19 protein-coding genes are annotated in these 18,141 nt (G+C 57.4%); 11 read left to right on the forward strand and 8 right to left on the reverse strand.

Features of this window, described 5'->3' with window-relative positions; all coding sequences use genetic code 11:
• Positions 1-4: 4 nt before the first annotated feature.
• From ABMA60_RS10045 to ABMA60_RS10065, 5 genes are all read right to left on the reverse strand, one after another.
• Positions 5-718 carry a winged helix-turn-helix domain-containing protein gene (locus tag ABMA60_RS10045; protein WP_392802335.1) on the reverse strand — a complete coding sequence of 238 codons (714 nt, stop codon included), beginning with the start codon at positions 716-718 and terminating at the stop codon, positions 5-7.
• Positions 719-838: 120 nt separating this feature from the next.
• Entirely contained in the window at positions 839-1,468 is a 630-nt protein-coding gene (gene upp / locus ABMA60_RS10050; protein WP_392802338.1) for a uracil phosphoribosyltransferase, read from the reverse strand.
• Positions 1,469-1,493: 25 nt separating this feature from the next.
• Positions 1,494-5,126: an ATP-binding protein gene (locus ABMA60_RS10055; RefSeq protein WP_392802341.1), complete on the reverse strand. Its 3,633-nt coding sequence runs from the start codon at positions 5,124-5,126 to the stop codon at positions 1,494-1,496.
• Between the two features lie 2 nt (positions 5,127-5,128).
• The gene (locus ABMA60_RS10060) at positions 5,129-5,956 is read right to left on the reverse strand and encodes a DUF4194 domain-containing protein (protein WP_392802343.1); all 828 of its coding nucleotides are present in this window, start codon (positions 5,954-5,956) and stop codon (positions 5,129-5,131) included.
• Positions 5,949-7,418 carry a Wadjet anti-phage system protein JetA family protein gene (locus ABMA60_RS10065; RefSeq protein WP_392802345.1) on the reverse strand — a complete coding sequence of 490 codons (1,470 nt, stop codon included), beginning with the start codon at positions 7,416-7,418 and terminating at the stop codon, positions 5,949-5,951. Before ABMA60_RS10065 ends, ABMA60_RS10060 begins: the two co-directional genes overlap by 8 nt.
• Before the next feature lie 211 nt (positions 7,419-7,629).
• Here ABMA60_RS10065 and bcp point away from each other — a divergent pair, with 211 nt between their 5' ends.
• The 4 genes from bcp to ABMA60_RS10085 all read left to right on the forward strand — a co-directional run bounded on the left by bcp (position 7,630) and on the right by ABMA60_RS10085 (position 10,188).
• On the forward strand, positions 7,630-8,106 hold the full coding sequence (gene bcp / locus ABMA60_RS10070; protein ID WP_392802348.1) for a thioredoxin-dependent thiol peroxidase: 477 nt from the start codon (positions 7,630-7,632) through the stop codon (positions 8,104-8,106).
• A 99-nt stretch (positions 8,107-8,205) separates the two neighbouring features.
• Positions 8,206-8,766, forward strand: a complete 561-nt coding sequence (folE, locus tag ABMA60_RS10075) for a GTP cyclohydrolase I FolE (protein WP_392802351.1) — start codon at positions 8,206-8,208, stop codon at positions 8,764-8,766.
• A complete protein-coding gene (folX, locus tag ABMA60_RS10080; protein WP_392802354.1) occupies positions 8,763-9,137 on the forward strand; it encodes a dihydroneopterin triphosphate 2'-epimerase in 375 nt (124 codons plus the stop codon). The genes folE and folX overlap by 4 nt, the downstream gene beginning before the upstream one ends.
• Before the next feature lie 67 nt (positions 9,138-9,204).
• Complete coding sequence (locus ABMA60_RS10085; RefSeq protein ID WP_392802357.1) at positions 9,205-10,188, forward strand: asparaginase; 984 nt, start codon at positions 9,205-9,207, stop codon at positions 10,186-10,188.
• Positions 10,189-10,193: 5 nt separating this feature from the next.
• Here the strand turns inward: ABMA60_RS10085 and ABMA60_RS10090 are convergent, their stop codons facing one another.
• Positions 10,194-10,577: a hypothetical protein gene (locus tag ABMA60_RS10090; protein ID WP_392802359.1), complete on the reverse strand. Its 384-nt coding sequence runs from the start codon at positions 10,575-10,577 to the stop codon at positions 10,194-10,196.
• A gap of 133 nt (positions 10,578-10,710) precedes the next feature.
• Here ABMA60_RS10090 and ABMA60_RS10095 point away from each other — a divergent pair, with 133 nt between their 5' ends.
• From ABMA60_RS10095 to ABMA60_RS10105, 3 genes are read left to right on the forward strand one after another with little or no spacing between them, the layout of a single operon-like run.
• Positions 10,711-11,109: a hypothetical protein gene (locus tag ABMA60_RS10095; protein ID WP_392802362.1), complete on the forward strand. Its 399-nt coding sequence runs from the start codon at positions 10,711-10,713 to the stop codon at positions 11,107-11,109.
• Positions 11,106-13,481 carry an ATP-dependent helicase HrpB gene (gene hrpB / locus ABMA60_RS10100; RefSeq protein WP_392802364.1) on the forward strand — a complete coding sequence of 792 codons (2,376 nt, stop codon included), beginning with the start codon at positions 11,106-11,108 and terminating at the stop codon, positions 13,479-13,481. The genes ABMA60_RS10095 and hrpB overlap by 4 nt, the downstream gene beginning before the upstream one ends.
• Positions 13,478-13,873, forward strand: a complete 396-nt coding sequence (locus ABMA60_RS10105; protein ID WP_392802367.1) for a diacylglycerol kinase — start codon at positions 13,478-13,480, stop codon at positions 13,871-13,873. The genes hrpB and ABMA60_RS10105 overlap by 4 nt, the downstream gene beginning before the upstream one ends.
• Before the next feature lie 53 nt (positions 13,874-13,926).
• Here ABMA60_RS10105 and ABMA60_RS10110 read toward each other — a convergent pair whose 3' ends face one another.
• Both ABMA60_RS10110 and ABMA60_RS10115 read right to left on the reverse strand, forming a co-directional pair.
• Entirely contained in the window at positions 13,927-14,325 is a 399-nt protein-coding gene (locus tag ABMA60_RS10110; RefSeq protein ID WP_392802370.1) for a hypothetical protein, read from the reverse strand.
• 267 nt (positions 14,326-14,592) lie between these two features.
• Positions 14,593-14,910: an ArsR/SmtB family transcription factor gene (locus ABMA60_RS10115; RefSeq protein ID WP_392802372.1), complete on the reverse strand. Its 318-nt coding sequence runs from the start codon at positions 14,908-14,910 to the stop codon at positions 14,593-14,595.
• 138 nt (positions 14,911-15,048) lie between these two features.
• On the opposite strand from ABMA60_RS10115, the gene ABMA60_RS10120 reads away from it, so the two are divergent.
• From ABMA60_RS10120 to ABMA60_RS10135, 4 genes are all read left to right on the forward strand, one after another.
• Positions 15,049-15,516, forward strand: coding sequence for an RDD family protein (locus ABMA60_RS10120; protein WP_392802375.1), 468 nt, complete (start codon positions 15,049-15,051; stop codon positions 15,514-15,516).
• 119 nt (positions 15,517-15,635) lie between these two features.
• Positions 15,636-17,108 carry a leucyl aminopeptidase gene (locus ABMA60_RS10125; protein ID WP_392802377.1) on the forward strand — a complete coding sequence of 491 codons (1,473 nt, stop codon included), beginning with the start codon at positions 15,636-15,638 and terminating at the stop codon, positions 17,106-17,108.
• Positions 17,109-17,217: 109 nt separating this feature from the next.
• On the forward strand, positions 17,218-17,646 hold the full coding sequence (locus ABMA60_RS10130; protein WP_392802380.1) for a DNA polymerase III subunit chi: 429 nt from the start codon (positions 17,218-17,220) through the stop codon (positions 17,644-17,646).
• Complete coding sequence (locus ABMA60_RS10135) at positions 17,646-18,101, forward strand: hypothetical protein (protein ID WP_392802383.1); 456 nt, start codon at positions 17,646-17,648, stop codon at positions 18,099-18,101. The genes ABMA60_RS10130 and ABMA60_RS10135 overlap by 1 nt, the downstream gene beginning before the upstream one ends.
• The last annotated feature ends 40 nt before the right edge of the window (positions 18,102-18,141 follow it).

Genomic DNA, 18,141 nt, shown 5'->3' on the forward strand with positions numbered 1-18,141 from the left:
TGTTTCAGTGCTTGGAAAGGTCGCCGACGAATAAATAACCTTTGGAACGCACGGTTTTAATACGGCGCGGGTGCACCGGATCGTCACCGACTTTAGGGCGAATGCGCGACACCCGAACATCGACTGAGCGGTCCTGGCCATCGTATTCAATGCCACGCAGGCGACTGAAAATTTCTTCCCGCGTCAGGATCTGACCGGCATGACTGGATAACAGCCACAGCAGGTCGAATTCGGCACTGGTCAGATCAATCTGTTGCTGACCAAGCCAGGCTTCACGCATGGTGTTATCGATGATCAGATCGCCGAACTCCAGACGCTCAGTCTGACGTCTGGCTTCCAGCCGACGGCCGCGTTCGGCGCGACGCGTCAGCGTCTGACAGCGCGCCAGCACCAGGCGATGGCCGGTATTTTTAATCAGATAATCATCCGCGCCCATGTCCAGGCCAAGCACCTGATCCATCTCGCTGTCGCGGTGGGTATAAAACAGAATGCCGCCGTCGTAGTCCTTACGGCAGAGTTTGCAGATAGTCAGGCCGCTTTCACCCTCGAGATCAACTTCCATCAATACCAGGTGCGGTTGCTCTTCACGAATGCGTTTTAACGCCTGACTGCTGTCGGTTTCGAGTTCAACGTCGTACTCGTTATTGATCAGGTACTCGCGAAGTTTGCGAACGTCTTCAGGGTGGCTGTCCACCATCAGAATACGCTTCTTGCCCATCGTGTCCGCCCGATATGCCACGGATGTCCAACTCCATTGAGGCCATCGACGTCAGCGTGCGATGGCATGTTGTTCTGTCATGCCATTACTCTAGACGGTATTCGCGAAATTGCAGCTTTTTTAGCGGGTGCCAAAGATCTTATCGCCGGCATCGCCCAGACCGGGAATGATATAGCCGTGCTCATTCAGTCGCTCATCGATGGCCGCTACATACAGATCAATGTCCGGATGCGCCTCGGTCACCGCGGCCAAACCTTCCGGCGCTGCCACCAGAAACAAACCCATGATGCGCTTACAGCCTTTCTCTTTAAGCAGATCGATGGTGGCGATCAAGGTACCGCCGGTGGCCAGCATGGGATCGACAATCAAGGCGGTGCGGTCATCAACGTCTTCAATGACCTTATCGAAATAGGGCACCGGATCGAGCGTTTCTTCGTTGCGATAAAAACCGACCACACTGACCTTGGCGTTGGGGATCAACTGCATCACCCCGTCGAGCATGCCCAGGCCGGCACGCAAAATTGGCACCACGGTGATTTTTTTGCCCTTGATGCGCTCCACCGTCATCGGCTCGCCGGTCCAACCGGTGATCTCGAAATGCTCGGTTTCCAGTTCCCGACCGGCTTCATAAGTCAGCAGATTACCCACCTCCCCGGCCAGTTCGCGAAAATGTTTGGTGCTGATACCCGCTTCACGCATCAGACCGAGTTTGTGCTGGATCAGCGGATGTTTAATTTCATGAACGGCCATGAGTCTCTCCTGTCATTAACTGAAGTTAAGCGTCTACATCCGCCAAAAAATCGAGTTCGGCTTGCTGACGAATCACCTTGCGATGATTAGCCCAGAGCGCCTTAATTTTATCCTGATTGCAGCGCTGGCGATCAACCAGTACCCGCGACTGCAATTCTCCAACGCGGTGACCGCCGGCCAGCGGTACCTTGGAAAACACAAACTGGTTGGAAATCATGTCCATAAAGGGACCGGATTTACTGGTCGGCATAATAAACAGCAATTGCAGGCCGAGCGCTTCGGTCAGATAGCGAATCACTTCTTTGGAGCGCGTTTCGTCCATTTTCGAGAAGGCTTCATCGACCAGCACCATGCGCAGATGGCTGTCGCCTTCATTGAAACGGAACGCCGAGGTGATCGCCGCCGAACGAATGATATAGGCCGGGGTTTCCAACTGACCGCCGGAACCGGTGCCGTATTGGCTCAAGGCAATGGGTTGTTTGCCTTCCGGTTGTTTGTAGATTTCGTAGTTGCGGTAGTTGCGGTAATCGGAAATCCGCTCCAGTTCACGCAGTGCTTTTTGATCGTCATCGTCGAGCAGCATCGCCATCAGTTGATCACGAATGCGCGCCGAGCGTTCACTGAGTTCAGCATCAAACAGCGTCTGGCCTTCGCCCAGTGTCGGGTTCTTGATCACTTCGTCGAAGAAGTGCCAGTACTCCTTGTACTCCGGCAACCATTCCCAGTCGAACCAGTAGCGTTCGCTGTCGGCACCGAAGCGATGGTGTTCCAGCTCGCGGTTAAGATCTTCCAGCACCCGTTTGCCGTCGTTGATCGATTGATAGATCGCATGGCAAAGGTTGGTAACGAAGGCGTTGTTAAAGCTTTCTTTCAGGCTGCCCAGATTATCGACCTTCTCCACCAGAATGTTGTTCTTGATGCGGTTATAAATCTGGTCAATCTGACGGCGCAGCGAAACGATGCCTTTAAAGAAGTCGCTCGAATGCAGGTCGGAATAATTCAGGTCCAGGGCGATGGCATCCTGCGGCTGGCATTCCTGATTGTGCTCGGTTAAGGAGCCTTCCAGGCTGTGCGCCAGACTGTTCAGTTCGCTCTCTAATGAATGCCGCAATTTATCCTGCACAGCGGGGTCTGCCGTCTCGGCGGTTTCATCCGCATCGGCCAGGCGGGCGTCGACATCAAAGTCCGGCCAGTCGGTGGCGATGGTGCGCAGGTAGCCTTCTTTTTGCTCTGAACGCAGCGCCGTTTCTTCCTGCTGATCACTGAGCGCCTGACACTGTTTGGACAGGCTTTCCAAGCGTTCACCCAGACTGCCTTTGCGTTCAATCAATTCGCGAATGCGCTGATCGAGCGTTTTCAGTTGTTCGTTGACCTCGGCGTATTCTTTTTCCAGTGCGCTGGCGTCGCTTAAGTCCAGATTGGTCAGGGCTTTTTCGGCCGCACCCAGACGCCGCTGGGTATCGAGCATGTCACGCACCAGATCGCCATGCGCCAGATGCGCCAACTGATTCACCGCCTGATACAAAGCACTGACTTCCGCAACCTGAGCTTGCAGATCGTTGGCCTGGCTCGCCAACTGATTCAGTTCATCTTTTTTGGCCGCCAGCGCACGTTCGCGCGCGCCCTGGCCGAAAACCAGATCGGCAATCGGCAGATCGCAGCGATACATGGCGTAAGAACCCGAGCCAATACCGGCCTTGGTGACACCGCGACGCGTGCGCTTGAGTTCATCGGTGCTGTCGCACTGCTCGACCAAACCGTAGCTCGCGGTCATATAAGCGCGGGCAATGGCGTGATCAAAACGCATCAGATGGACGATGGAATTGGCCGGTAATTTCACCCGGTCAGCATCGGCCTGTGCCTTGGAACCTTGGATCACCCGGGCGCGGTTTTCCTTGGGTAATTCGCGCACCGTCTGAATAGCCTGAGCTTCGAATTCCGGTTCCACCAAAATGGCGAAACGACCACCGCCGATATAGCCTTCGATCGCCGATTGCCAGTCATCGTCTTCGATTTCGACATGGTCACAGAGCACGCGCGGATCGGCTTGCGGCCAGGCATCGCGAATGGCTTCTAAGGCAGTACGCACATGATAAGGATAGTTCAGCCGTTCTCCGGCAAGACTGTCGATATCCTGCTGTTTGCGATTCAGATCAAGACGCAACTTGGCGAGCCGTTGTTCGCGACGGTCCTGGACGCGTTGCAGTTGATCGCGCAGGCTGACACCACTGCTGGTGCGCTCGTCGCTGAACCAGGCGTCACGCCATTGGTTCAAAGCGCTTTGCTGTGCCAGCACTTCATCCAGATGCTGTTCCAGCGGCGCAATATCGATCCAGTCCTGATTCATCAAGGTGCGGAAATCGACCGGGCGACGGTTGTGTTTGGCGACGCTCTTGGATAACTGGCTCAACGACTTGTCACCCAGATCGGCGATCTCGGTCACCAGACTGGTTTTGCTCAGCGCCTGAATAATGGTTTCGCTGGCGTCGAGACTGCGTCCTAAGGCGTCGTCTTGTTTAAGCAGCGGTTCGGCTTGTTGAATCAGCCGGGTTTTGGCCTGTTCAATCTCTTGCTCCAGCTTGTCTTTTTCTTGCAGCGCGTCGACACCGCGACGCTGTGCTTCCAGCGACACCAGTTGTTCGTGCGTCTGGTCACGACGTTGTTCAGTGACATCGAGCTCGGACTGCACATCGTCGCGTTCCTGACGCAGTCGCTGCTGTTCATTCTTGGCGTTCAGATATTGCTGCTGGTCTTTAACAAAGCGCGCCCGGGCGGCGGTGTAGTCGGCCAGGTTGAAATCCAGCCATTGGTCGATATAAGCATCGGCACGGCCACGACCTTGGGACAAACGCTCCACGGTGCGTTTCAGTCGCGCTGCTTCACCTTCCATGCCGCTGATGGTTTTCATCAGGTCCGACACCGTACGAATGGCTTCGCCGAGATCTTTCTGTTCGAGAATTTCCTGGGCCACAAAACCGTTGATCGAACGCACCGGCTTGTACGCCATAAAGCGTGAAAAAGCGCGCGCGGCATTAAGTGCTTCGCGCTCGCTGACGGCATCTTCACGGCCGCGAATGGCGGCATAAAAACGGCGCAGATATTGTTTCTTGGTGTCGTATTTTTCCACCGACAAACCGCGCGCTTTTAAGTACGGCACAATTTTATCGAGGGTGACGACCTGGCGGCCGTCGGTACCTTCGGCAACGAAGTCGACCTTACCCAGCTGTTCGCCCTGCGCCACCAGATAAACCATATCACCCAGACGGGCGACGGCCTGACCACCGGCGCGATCGATAAAAGCGCTGGCACCAATCACCGCCGTAAAGGGATCGCCCGGTTCGCCTTCGGTGGGATGAAACACAGCCGCCAAATAACCCACGGCACCGTCGGGACGGGCGTAGGAGCCATCGTCACAACCGAGAATATAGGACGCCAGGGTCCGCACCTGTTTGCCGCGACCGCGCTGGGTGGCTTCGTCCTGACCAGGGTTAAAATGAAACAGCGTATCGTGGGCGGCGGTCATTACCGTTTGGATGGCATCGGCCGCTGTGGTTTTACCGGAACCGTTACCGCCGCTGAGCAAATTGATAGGGCCGAAATCGAATTCCAGCAGTGGAATGTTGCCCCAGTTTACGTAGATAAATTTCTTCAGAAACATGATCAGTCCCGTGCAAAGACAGAAGCGGTGTCGTCGGTAACAGTGATGCTGGAATCGTCGGCGTCATCCGCTGCTGATTCGTCTTCGGCATCAACCTCTGCAACTGAGCCTTCAGCTTGGTCTAAAGAGCCTTCAGCTTCGACTAAAGAGCCGTCAGCTTCGGCTGCTGCGTCTTCTTCAGAAGTTAATTCAGCCTCATCGTCGGCCGGCGCGTCGGTTAAGGTCGACAACACTTCATCGGAAACATAGCTGAGAATCATCGGCCGGATACGCAGCCAAAAATCGCCACTTTCCACCGCTTCATCCTGATTCAATTGAATCAGGCGCAGCTGACGCAAACGCCGAAACAACTGGCGACGTTCGGTCATATTCTCCGGCAGCGACCGACGCAACACATTGCGCATGGCAATGCTGACACCTTCCAGTGACGCCAGAACGCAACCGTTTTCATCGACCTGACCTTCACGCAGCGCCCGGTCATACAAACTGCGCAGCACCAGCACCAGCGCCACTTCCTGCTGTGACAAACGCGCCCGGAAACCACCACTAAAAGGCCCTTCGCCGCTGTTATCCAAGCCGGGCACTTCGGCACCGGGCGGGAACAAGCGGACAAAATGAAAACGACGATCGTGCTGAATCTGAATGCCCAGCAATTCCAGGTAGTCACGCACCGGTTCTTCCAGGCGCAGATAACGATCGTACAGTTGCTGTTCTACCTGGCTTTCATCACGGCACAAGACGCCGTGATCCAACAGACGGATCAGCAGCTCACTGTATTCAGTGCGGCTGAGTCCCTGACGATCCAGGAGTCGATCCAACTCATCAAACATCGGGAGTCTCCTCGGGCTGGTTGGCGTTCTTGTTCACCAGCCGGATAGTAAAGTTGTCACTTGATTCAAAATATTCGCCAGGCTGATCGGCGTTTTTCCACTCGACGCTGAATTGATAGTCGGACGCCAGCGATTGGTTAGCACCCACTTCAATGGCGTGCGCCAAGGCCAGCAGATCGTCGGCGGTAGCCACCGGCAATTCGGAAGTGGTGACGGTATCGCCATCACTTAACCGGCGCGCCAAATATTGCCGCACGCGGTTGTCGTTAATTAAGAACGCCTGATCGAGCAACTGCTGTACATAGAGTTCGCGGCGGGCATCCATATCGAAATCATCGCTGCTGTCTTCCAGCACCGAGGTTTCGAACGAGCGTCGGGTACGCGGCGCGTGCAGCCGCACACCACCGGGGTCGACAAAGCCAATATTGGGCACCGACATGAGATCACTGGCGCGTTCCAGCGCCGCCGCCACGCTGTCGTCATCCTGCTCGACCAGTTGCTGGCACACCTGCACCACATCGTTGTGTTGCTGCCCAGCCAGATAACTGATCTGGCGAATAACGATGTCGGCACGCTTGGTAAAGCTGGCGAGCGCCCGGCGCAATGCCGGCAGCATGATGTCGGAAGCGGACTTCAGGCGGCCTTCGATATGATCGAGCAAGGCCCACAACAGACTCTGCCCTTCACGCACCTGCTCGGGCAGCAGCTCGCGCAGACGCTTTTCGGCGCGCGCTTTGAATTCGCGCTTCTGATGACGAATGCGGCGCACGCACTCAGCAATTTCGTCGCGGTATTTTTCCACGTTATCGGCCGACAGGCGGATGGCGAGGTCGGGCTGGAAGCGCTTCTCCATATAGTCGAAGAAGTCTTGGGTGGCGCGCTGCACCAGCACCTGATCGCCCATTTCGCGCACCAGATCGCGCTTGCGATCATCCAGCTCGGCAATGATGTCGGTGAAGTCGGCGATGATGCGTTCGGAGTTTTCCCAGGCATCGAGCAGGTCGTAAACCTCGCCGCGTTCCAGGAATGCCTGGAGGGAGTTACGCACATTGCGGGTGTTGCGATGGTGCGAGCGCACGCTGGACAGATCACCAGCGACGAACGGCTCGGTAAACTGACGGCCAAAACGGCTGAAGGTGAAGCTGGATTGCAGCGTGGCTTCATCGACCTGCTTGTCGATCCAGCCGTGTTCGATTAAGGCGTTGAGCACCCAGACCGCCTGATCGCGATCGCTGCGAAAGCGACCTTCGGCTTCGCCATCCTCGCTGGCCAATTCCGGTGCGCGCGCCAACGCACCCTGGAAGGTATCGACCAGGTCTTCACGCGACAGTGCATGGCCATAATCGGCGCTCGATGAGGTATAGAGCCGGTGATACAGCTCCTTCAGACATTCAACAAACTGCTCGCGGTACTTGCCCGTCAGCGGCTTGAAGAACTGACTGCGGTCCTTTTCAAAAAACATAGGGAAATCAATAGTTTGGAGGTAGCGCTACCGAGGCCCTGAGGATACCGCAAATTGCCCTTGGCGGACAGAGACAAAGGCCGCCAAACAGTGATCGGCGGCGCAATAGCGGCGCAACGCTTGAAAGTGCGCCGGCGGGCCTTATGTCTGAACGGATTCGCGGCTGTGGCCGTACCGATTATTCACCACAGAACACAGAAGGAACCGCTCGATGACCGCTTTAAAACTACCCGAAACCGGCAAGCCGGCGCCTGAGTTCACCACCCTCAATCAACGCGAAGAGCGCGTTTCACTCAAGGACTACCGCGGCAAAAAGGTCGTGCTCTACTTCTACCCCAAGGCGATGACACCCGGTTGCACCACCCAGGCTTGCGGTCTGCGCGACAGCAAGGCTGAACTGGAAAAACGCAACACCGTCGCCCTCGGCATCAGCCCGGACGCGCCCAAGCGGCTGGTGAAGTTTATCGAGAAAGAAAACCTGAACTTCGATCTGCTCAGCGATGAAGACCACGCCATCGCCGATCAATACGGCGTCTGGGGCCTGAAAAAATTCATGGGCCGCGAATTCGATGGCATCCACCGCATCACCTTTATCATCGACGAAGACGGCAAGCTGGCGCATGTCATGGAGAAGGTGAAAACCAAATCGCACCATGATGATGTCTTAGCGGTCATCGACAGCCTTTAAGCCAATAGCCTCGGACAATCGGCGGTCTGGTTTCTGACCGCTGATCCTCCGTCATCAAAGTGTCGTATACTGCCGTCCAATCACAGATCGAGAATTGTCATGCCGCCGAGTCTGACCGACCACTACCGCAACATCATTCTGGAACTGGGTGAAGACCCGGAACGCAATGGCCTGCAAAAAACCCCCGAACGCGCCGCCAAAGCGATGAGTTTTCTCACCGAAGGTTACGGCCTGTCGTTGGAAGCGGTCACCAACGAGGCAGTGTTTGAGGCCGACAACGACGAGATGGTGGTGGTCAAAGACATCGAATTTTATTCGTTGTGCGAGCATCATCTGCTGCCGTTTTTTGGCAAGGCACACATCGCCTACATTCCCAACGGCAAGGTGCTGGGCCTGAGCAAATTTGCGCGCATCACCGATATGTACGCGCGCCGTTTGCAGATTCAGGAACAACTGACCAAGCAGATCGCCGAGGCGATTCAAACCGTCACCGATGCCAAGGGCGTTGGCGTTATTCTCGAAGCCAAACACATGTGCATGACCATGCGCGGCGTGCAAAAGCAAAACTCCTGGATGACCACTTCGATGATGCTCGGCGGCTTGCGTCACTCGCAAAATACCCGCAATGAATTCCTTAACCTGATCGGCAAGCCCTCATGATTCGCGAAAATACCCAAGCCCGTATCCGCATCAAAGACCTGCGCTTGCGCACCTACGTCGGCATCAAGGAAGAGGAAATCAAAAACAAGCAGGACGTGCTGCTGAATATCAGCATTCGTTTTGATGCCAGCGACGCCATCAATTCCACCGAGATCGAAGACACCCTGAACTATCGTTCCATCTGCAAGGAAATCATCGAGTTTGTCGAGACCAACCAGTTCCTGCTGCTCGAACGCATGACGCATCAGGTACTGACGCTGATTATGGAACATCCGGAAGTGCACGCCGCCGAAGTTGAAATCGATAAACCTCATGCCCTGCGCTTTGCCGAATCGGTTTCCATTGCATTGAGCGCTGAACGCCAAAGCTGAACCCGACACTTTTTCATACCTATCACCTGTGCCGATCGGCGCGGGCTTTCGCACGAGAATAGAAATCATGGCGCGTTATCTGATCATCAACACCGGCGGCACCATCGGCATGGCCGAAGGCAGCAATGGCCTGGAACCTCAACCCGGTCTACTGCGTGAAACGCTGGAACGTCACCCACGCCTTGCCGGCTGGCGTGAGCACGAACTGCTTTGGCAGGAATGGCAACCGCTGCTCGACTCATCCGATATTCGCCCAACGCAGTGGTATCAACTGCGCGATCAGATTGTCGCCAGCGATGCCGATGCTGTTTTGATCGTGCATGGCACCGACACCCTGGCTCACACCGCAGCCGCACTGAGTTTTTTGCTGTCTGGCACCGAGCGCAGTGTGGTCATTACCGGCGCCATGCGCTCACTGACGCACAGCGACAGCGACGGCTTTGCCAATCTGGAGATAGCGCTGCAGATACTTAAGCAAGTCCGCCCGGAAGTCTGCGTCGCCTTCGGCGGTGACGGCAACGCCCGTTGCCTGCCGGGCAGCCGCGTCAGCAAGTACACCGACCACAGCAAAGACGATGCGTTGTTCGCGCCAGGCTGGAACGATGATGATTTCGAGCTGCCGGCCGGTCGTGCTGAGCAACCACCAATGCGCCCCTGGCGTCCGGCGGCCATCGGTTTAATCACGCTGTTTCCGGGTATGCCACTCGATGGCCTGATGAGCATGATCGAACGCAACTACCGGGCGCTGGTGTTGAACGCTTACGCCAACGGCAATGTGATGAACGATGGCGACCTAAAACGCATCCTCGAACGCGCCCAGGACAAAGGCATTCCCGTGTTCGTGCGCAGCCAGGTGCCCGACGGCAACGTGCAGCTGGGGCACTACGCCGCCAGCAGCATGATGGCCGACATCGGCGCCATCGCCTGCGGCAATATGCCGCTCGAAGCGGTGCTCACCAAATTGCAGATTCTGGCTTGTGAATTCGACAGCGGCGACGCCATCGTGCGCGGCTTTTTAGAACCCTGGGCGCGCGAGTGGCAAGGCCGCTGAACAACTCAGGGCTGCGCTCTTTGCTCTAGTTGCGCTTCTGCCAGCGGATGGCCACCGCGTGCGGCCAATTGCAGGTAATGCTCGGCTTTGTCAGCGTTGGCCGCAAAGCCGGGCGTCAGGCCGTCGACATAACACTGATACAACTGCCAGGCGGCTTTGGGCCGCGACACACCGGCCACCTTGGCCAAATAGCCGGCACCGGTAGCACGGGCGCCGCTGTCGCTGCCTTTGTGCAGCAACAGAAAACCATACAACTCCTGCGCATCGGCATCACCGCGATCGGCCAGACGACGAAAGCCGCGCATCAAGCGATCGTGCACCCAGCGATAACGCGTCAGCCAGCGGCGATGAAACACCCAATTCAACATCCGAAACATCACGGTTGTCATTCTCCTGTCATGGAAATCAGCTACTAATCACGCTAACAACAGGCCTTATACCACAGCCCTCAGTTGTTCCGTGTCCTCAGCCCTCACAGCCGATATAATGCCGCCCCGAATGCTATGAACCAATGGAGCCAAGATGACTACGGGCACCTGGACACCCGACGCCACCGCCCCCACCCCGCCCGATTCGGCCGTACTCGCACAGGCTGCCGAACTGGGGCAGGCCAATGCCGATCAATTTCCCGATCAGCCACTGACCGAACTGAGCGCATTGCAACCCTGGATGCGTCGCCAGCAGGCCGACTGGGCCGGAATATTATCAGCTCTGGATTCCGCTACTCTGGTTGGGCTGGTGCGTTTCTTTACCCTGGCCGAGCACCACTGGGCTGGCTGGGAAGGCCGCGACCGCAATCCGGTGGTGTGGCTGTGCAAAGAATTGAAAACCCGCGGCGAATTCCCCGATGCCGACCTGACCCGCTGGATCAAAGACCACACCGACAACCGCTTTCTGCCCTACGGCAACCCCTTGGCATGAAACTCGACGCGCTGCCCGTCGATGCGCTGCGCGAAACGGTGCTGGCGCACTGGCAGGATGGCGGTTGCCTGCTGCAATCGCCGCCGGGCTCGGGTAAAACCACGCGCTTGCCGTTGTGGTTGCTCGAGGCTGACCAGCGCGAAACCATTTTGCTGTTGCCACGCCGGCTGCCGGTACAGTTGGCGGCGCAGCGTCTGGCCGAACAGCTCGGCGAACCGGTCGGCCAGCAAGTTGGCTACAGTCTGCGCCACGACACCCAGCGCAGCGCTAAAACCCGGCTGACGGTCACCACCTACGGCGCCTTTTTACGCCGCCTGCAACAAGACCCGGAACTTGACGGTGTCGGCACCGTTATTCTTGATGAGTTTCACGAGCGCGGGCTGGATCAGGACGTCAGTCTCAGCCTGGTGCACAGCTGCCGCGAACTATTCCGTCCGGATCTGCGTCTGCTAATCATGTCGGCCACGCTCAGCATGAGCCTGCTGGAACAGGCGCTGGGGCTGCCGACCGTTGAATCCGACGGCCAATTGCATCCGCTGACCGAGTCGTACCACCCGCCCGGTCGCGGTGATGCCGAGGCGCTGATGGTTGAGCTGATTGCTCAGGCCCGCGCTGACTGGCCGGGTCATGTCTTGGTGTTTTTACCGGGTCTGGCTGAGATCGAACGCATCCGCCAACGTCTGCCTGCCGACTGGCCCGCTTGCGTGGTGCACAGCCAGGTCCCGCAAGACGATCTACACGGCCACTTACAACAGGCCGAGCCGACGGTCATTCTCAGCACCAATCTGGCGGAAAGCAGCGTCACCTTGCCGGGCGTGCGCTCGGTGGTCGACAGCGGTCTGGAACGTTATGCCGAAATAGACCCCGCCACCGGCCTGACGGAACTGAAGACCCGCCGCATCAGCAAATCCAGCGCTCGCCAGCGCGCCGGGCGGGCGGCACGTTTAGGACCGGGGCATTGTTATCGACTCTGGTCTCAGACCGAGCAAGACGGCCTGGCACCGGACCAACCGCCGGAAATCGCCCAGGCCGGTTTAACCTCGCTGGTACTGACACTCGCCGACTGGGGTCTGGAACGCAGCGACGCCTTCTGGCTGACGCCACCAACGCCCGGGCGCTGGCAGTCGGCGGTGCAGCAACTCAGACATTGGCGGGCACTCGATGCTGACCAGCAACTGACCGACCACGGCCGACGCCTGATTCGATTGGGTCTGGAACCGGCTTTGGCACATCTGGTCGTCACCGGTGATCAAGCGGGCCATGGCAGCGATGCCGCCTGGCTGGGCGCCTTGCTCAGCCAACAAACACCTTGGCCGGAGGCTAGCGACAAGGGTTTCGCCCAAGCGGTTCAACAAGCTGATCGCACGCTAAAACGCGAAGCTCATCTGTTGGCCCAAAGGCTCGATAGCGAATTGTCCAACAGCGCTCAACTGCTGCCCGAGCCAATACTCATCCAGGCGCTCAGTCATCGCTTAATGCACCGCGACACCCAGGGCCGCACTCGCTTAGCCAATGGCGCCGCCGTGCGTGGTTTTGAATCTTCATCCAACTGGCAACTGTTATTGCACGGCCGCAACCGCAACGGCGAGGTCGATATCCAGCAGGCGTTGCCGGTTGCTGAAGGCAAGGTGCGTAACGTCCTGCCCGAGCACAGCGATATCGTGCTCGCCAGCGCCCAGGATCATAGCCGTTTTGTGCGCCGCCGCTGGCTTGGTCCGTTTTTAATCGATTCCCAGCCAACCCGCGCCGACGCCAGCGAACAACGTCTGGCCTGGCAAAACTGGCTGGCTGAACAGCCTTTATCGAACTGGCCCAAGGCCGACGCCCTGAACAGCCGGCTGCAGCGTTATCGCTGCGCCAGCCAGTTACTCGACGACTGGCCAGCGCCGGCCAGTGCCGCCGAACTGGCGCAAAGCATCGAACCCTGGCTGAACGGCCTCCAGCGATTGGATGAACTCGACAGCTGCGCAGTATTCGACGCCTGGATCGGCTATGAACGCGCTGACGCCTTAAAGCGTCTGTGCCCGACGCACTGGCAGGCACCCTCAGGCCGACGTTGCGCCCTGGACTATGAGCCCGATCAACACCGCGTCACCGCCGCGTTAAAACTGCAGGAAGCTTTCGGTCTGGCGCAGACGCCCAGCCTTGTCGACGGTCGCCAGCAACTGACTTTGGCGCTGCAGGCTCCAAACGGCCGCGTACTGGCGCAGGTCACCGATCTGCCGCACTTCTGGAACAACATTTACCCGGAGATTCGCAAAGAAATGCGCGGCCGCTACAACCGCCATCCCTGGCCGGAAGATCCCATCCAAGCCCTGGCTACAGCCGCCACCAACCGCCAACTTCGTCATCAAGGACACTCGACGTCATGACTTCGCCTTATGAAAACCTGCGCCAATATCAATCGGCCGGTGTACGCCGACTGATCAACGCCACCCGTTACAGCGTTCAGGGCGTGCGCTCGGCGTTCCGACACGAAGCCGCGTTTCGACAAGAAAGCTGGCTGCTGCTGGCTGGCGTGCCGCTGGCATGCTGGGTTGCGCAATCGGTGTGGCAGGGGGCAATACTGATATCAGCGTTAATGTTGATCATGGTGGTGGAGATGATCAACAGCGCCCTGGAGACGCTGGTGGACAGGGTAAGTACGGATTACAACGAACTGTCCGGCCGGACCAAGGACATGGGATCGGCAGCGGTCTTGTTGACCATTGTCATCGCCATAGCGCTTTGGTCGGCCGCTTTGTGGCAGCGTTTTTTGGGCTGAACGACCCTAATGACTTGTTGAGCTAACAGTCTTAACCGCGGGCAAACTTACCCTTAACCGCGGGCAAACTCCCGATACGGCCAGGTAGAGGCCGGACGATCTTCAACCCGTTCAATGTGGCCAAAATCACGTTCGATATGGGCCATCACCATCATGGCGATTTCGAATTCGGATTGTTGATCCAGCTCTGCACCGGTCACCGCAAAACACAGCCGACGACTGGTACGCAAGGTGGCGCGAATATCCACCTTGTCGGTGCAAAAACGCTTCACGAAGGATTTTAAGCGCTCCGGCTGAGTCACCGGCTGAATCAGAGTTAACCACCAGGTCCGCTCCCAACAATTGGAGGCAAGACGAATACGCGGCGGTAACGGCGGGTGTTCGTGGCTGTTGTACTCCGGTAAACGGAGCCGACTGATATTGGCGTCGTTTCTGGCTTTCGCTTCTGACATCGTTTTTCAATCTGCTTAGGAAGACCCGGTGGAAAGATAGAACAATCCTTGTGAACCTATCCCTGCTCAAAAAACAACCTATACACAATATAGACAATGTCAAACAGATCAGCAGGCGGACAACAATGTCACCCAAAAAACGTGAAGCAGTTCAATAATTAACCACAAAAAACGCCAAAAACATGACGGCAGGGTGTTTTTGAGCAGAAATTTTAGGGTGTTGACAAAGAAATGGCGCTCTGCGAAGACCGCAGAGCGCAGCAGCCATCAATCAGGACAATAGAGGCTGTAGAGTAAACCGAGCACTTGCTGGGCTTCGTCACTGGCTATTCGGTAATACACCGTCTGAGCTTCCTTGCGGACAGCCACCAGGCCGTCCTGTCTCAGCCGTGCCAAATGCTGCGACAGCGCCGATTGACTGAGCAGAATACGTTCATTCAACTGAGTCACCGACAATTCGCCGCCCACCAGATTACACAAAATCAGCAGACGTCTTTCATTGCTTAACGCTTTCAGCAGCTTCGCTGCCTGACCGGCCTGTTCTTCCATGATGGCCAGCGTCTTAGATTGAGCAAGCGCTTCCATCGAACCACTCCTTGCAGGTCATAGGTCATACAAGCTGTTAAGGATAGTCAAAAAAAACCAACTAAGCAGGCCTTTTATTGGCACTTTAGTAGCAATCCGTTAGCCTGCCCTCCCTGCTAAAGCTAAGACAACGGCGCCATGACTACCTTTGAACACCCTTCGCTGCTTCGGTTAATCGGCTCGGTCCTCTACGACTGGTTTATTCTGATCGGCGTGCTGATTCTCGCCGGCTTTGTTCCGGTCACCATCAGCCATTTCACCCTCGGCCGCGATGCCATCGAAGGCGGTCTGCCTGCGGTGCTGTTCTGGCTGTGGAACCTGGGCATTATCATGCTTTATTTCATCGGCTTCTGGCGCACCAAAAAGCAGACCGTCGGCATGCGCGTCTGGCGTCTTCATATTGAAAGCGACTCTATTGAACACAACACCGATGAGCGCGTTAGCTGGCGCCAGGGGCTGATCCGCTTTGCCGTTGCCTTGCCGGCCTGGGGTCTGGCACTGATCGGTATTCTGTGGCGCTACGCCCATCCGCAACGGCTCAGCTGGGCTGATCGCGCCAGCCAGACACATCTGGTTTACACCCCCAAGGCGAAAAAGAAAGCCTGATGCCCTGCCCGCCCGTCGGGCGTTTCGCTATCATGGTAGCCAAGACGTCACCAGAGAACCTGTAAACACCTCTCTTGGCCGGCGCCAGTTCATTTATCAGTCACAGTTTTGGAGACAACATGCAATTCAACGTCAATCACGGCGCAATCGACGCCATCGACACCGATGCTCTGGTGATCTACCTGTTCGACGATGAAGACGCAGCCAGCCTGACCGCGCTCAGCGGCACTCACACGGCGCTGTTTAATACCCTCAAAGATCAAAACCTGCTGGCGACCAAGGTTGGCCAGGTCACGCCGCTGATCGGTCATGCCGATCTGCCGGCCGGCCAGGTACTGCTGGTCGGTGCCGGCAGCCGCGCCAAGCTGAACGAAAACAATTTTATCAAGGTCATCAAAGCCACCCTGAAAGCGCTGAAACAGGCTAAGGTCAGCTCCGCCAGCCTGGCGCTGGATGATCTCAAACCGGCCGGCCGCAGCGTTCAGTGGAGCGTCGAAAAAGCCACTGAACTGATGCTCACCGGCCTCTATCAATACGACACCACCAAATCCAAAAAAGCCGACTCGAATAAACTGGAACGGTTGGATTATCTGGTTGTCGAGCAGAACCTCGACACCGCCATCAAAACCGGTCGCGCCCTGGCGCACGGCATGAATGTGGCGCGTGAGCTGGGCAATCTGCCCGCCAATATCTGCAACCCGGATTACCTGGTCGAACAGGCCAAAAACCTGGCTGACGCCTACGACGAAATCAGCGTCGAAGTACTGGGCCAGAAAGAAATGGAAGAACTCGGCATGGGTTCTTTCCTGGCGGTGACTCAGGGCAGCGCCAACCCGCCCTACGTTATCGTCATGAAGTACAACGGTGGCAAGAGCGACCAGAAACCGCACGTCCTGGTCGGCAAAGGCCTGACCTTCGATGCTGGCGGCATTTCCATCAAACCAGCCGCCGGCATGGAAGACATGAAGTACGACATGCTCGGCGCGGCGTCCGTTTTCGGCACGCTCAATACGCTGGCCGAACTGAAGCCGGCCTTGAATGTCATCGGCGTGATCTGCGCTGCCGAGAACATGTGCTCCGGCACCGCCACCCGCCCGGGCGATGTGGTCACCAGCCTGTCTGGCAAGACCATTGAAATCATCAACACCGACGCCGAAGGCCGCCTGGTACTGTGCGATGCCCTGACTTACGTCGACCGCTTCGAGCCGGCCAGCGTGGTCGATATCGCCACCCTGACCGGTGCCGTTATCGTCGGCCTGGGTCACCACCCGACCGCGGTTTACGCCAACAACGAAGAGCTGCAACAACAGTTGGTCGGCGCCGGCCAGGCCAGTTGGGACCGCGGCTGGCCGATGCCGCTGTGGGAGGAATACAACGAAGAATTGGAAAGCCCCTACGCCGACCTGCGCAACATCGGCGCTGGCCGCGCTGCCGGTTCAATCACCGCAGCTGCGTTCTTGTCTGAGTTCACCCGCGACTACAACTGGGCGCACCTGGACATCGCTGGCACTGGCTGGACCAGTGCCAAAGAAGGCGCCACCGGTCGCCCGGTCGGCATGCTGACGCGTTATCTGCTCGACCGTCTGAGCTGATCGCCCGCTGCAGTTTTCAAAAAGGGGCCGTGCGCCCCTTTTTTGATGCCGCCTTTGTTCTATTCTCTAGTTTGATTACCCTAGTGGCCGAACCACCATCGACAGGCTTATGACCCGCATCGACTTCCATATCATTCCCGCCGTCCAGACGCTTGACCGCCTGGCGTACGCCGCCCGACTGGTCAGCAAAGCCCGCTCACGTCAGCACTCGGTGCTGCTGGCGGTGGATGACGCCGACCAGGCGCAACAACTAAGCGACGTGCTCTGGGGCTTAACGCCGGACAGTTTCCTGGCGCACGGCTTGCTCGACGGCGAACCCGAAGGTGTGCAGATCGGCTGGCACGATCACCCCGGCCAACACCATGATGTGCTGGTCAATCTGGCATCAACCCTGCCCGATTATTTCTCTCGTTTTGAACGTGTGTTCGAAGTGGTCAGTCAGGAATCGACAGTGCTCGAAGCCAGCCGTCAGCGTTATCGTTTCTACCAGGATCGCGGCTATCCACTGAACCGCCATGACTTGCGAGACCGTGTCTAGTGACCAACGACAGCGTTCGCCAACAGCTGCTGCACGATCTGGAAGCCTTGCGCCAGAGCCTGGATCATATTGCCCAGACTCCAGCCTCCACCGTGCCACCCATTGTCGACAAAGTCGTCGATAAAGGGGTTGATGGCGCGCCGGACAAAGAGCTCGACAAAAGACCCTCGCCGCTGAACCCGGACAACCCCTTTCTATCGTCCGATTCCCTCTCAGAGCTGATCCGCATTCGTAACGAAGCCGAACGGCGCGCCGCCGAAGAACAGGCACAATCGGCACCGCCGCTCGACCAACCCTTAAGCGACGAACTCGAAGCGGCTTTTAATAGCTGGGCCGACCAAGCACTGGCCGACTACATTTCGCTGTTCGAACGCGACCTGCGCCGCCGCCTGCGCGCCGATTTCATTCGCCTGCTCAACGAACATCAAAAGCACTCGCCAGACGGCTCGGCTTAGCCCACTCGCCCATGTATAATGCGCGGTTCCGTGCGTCCGC

Source organism: Saccharospirillum sp. HFRX-2 (assembly GCF_043196805.1).
Lineage (GTDB): Bacteria > Pseudomonadota > Gammaproteobacteria > Pseudomonadales > Natronospirillaceae > Saccharospirillum.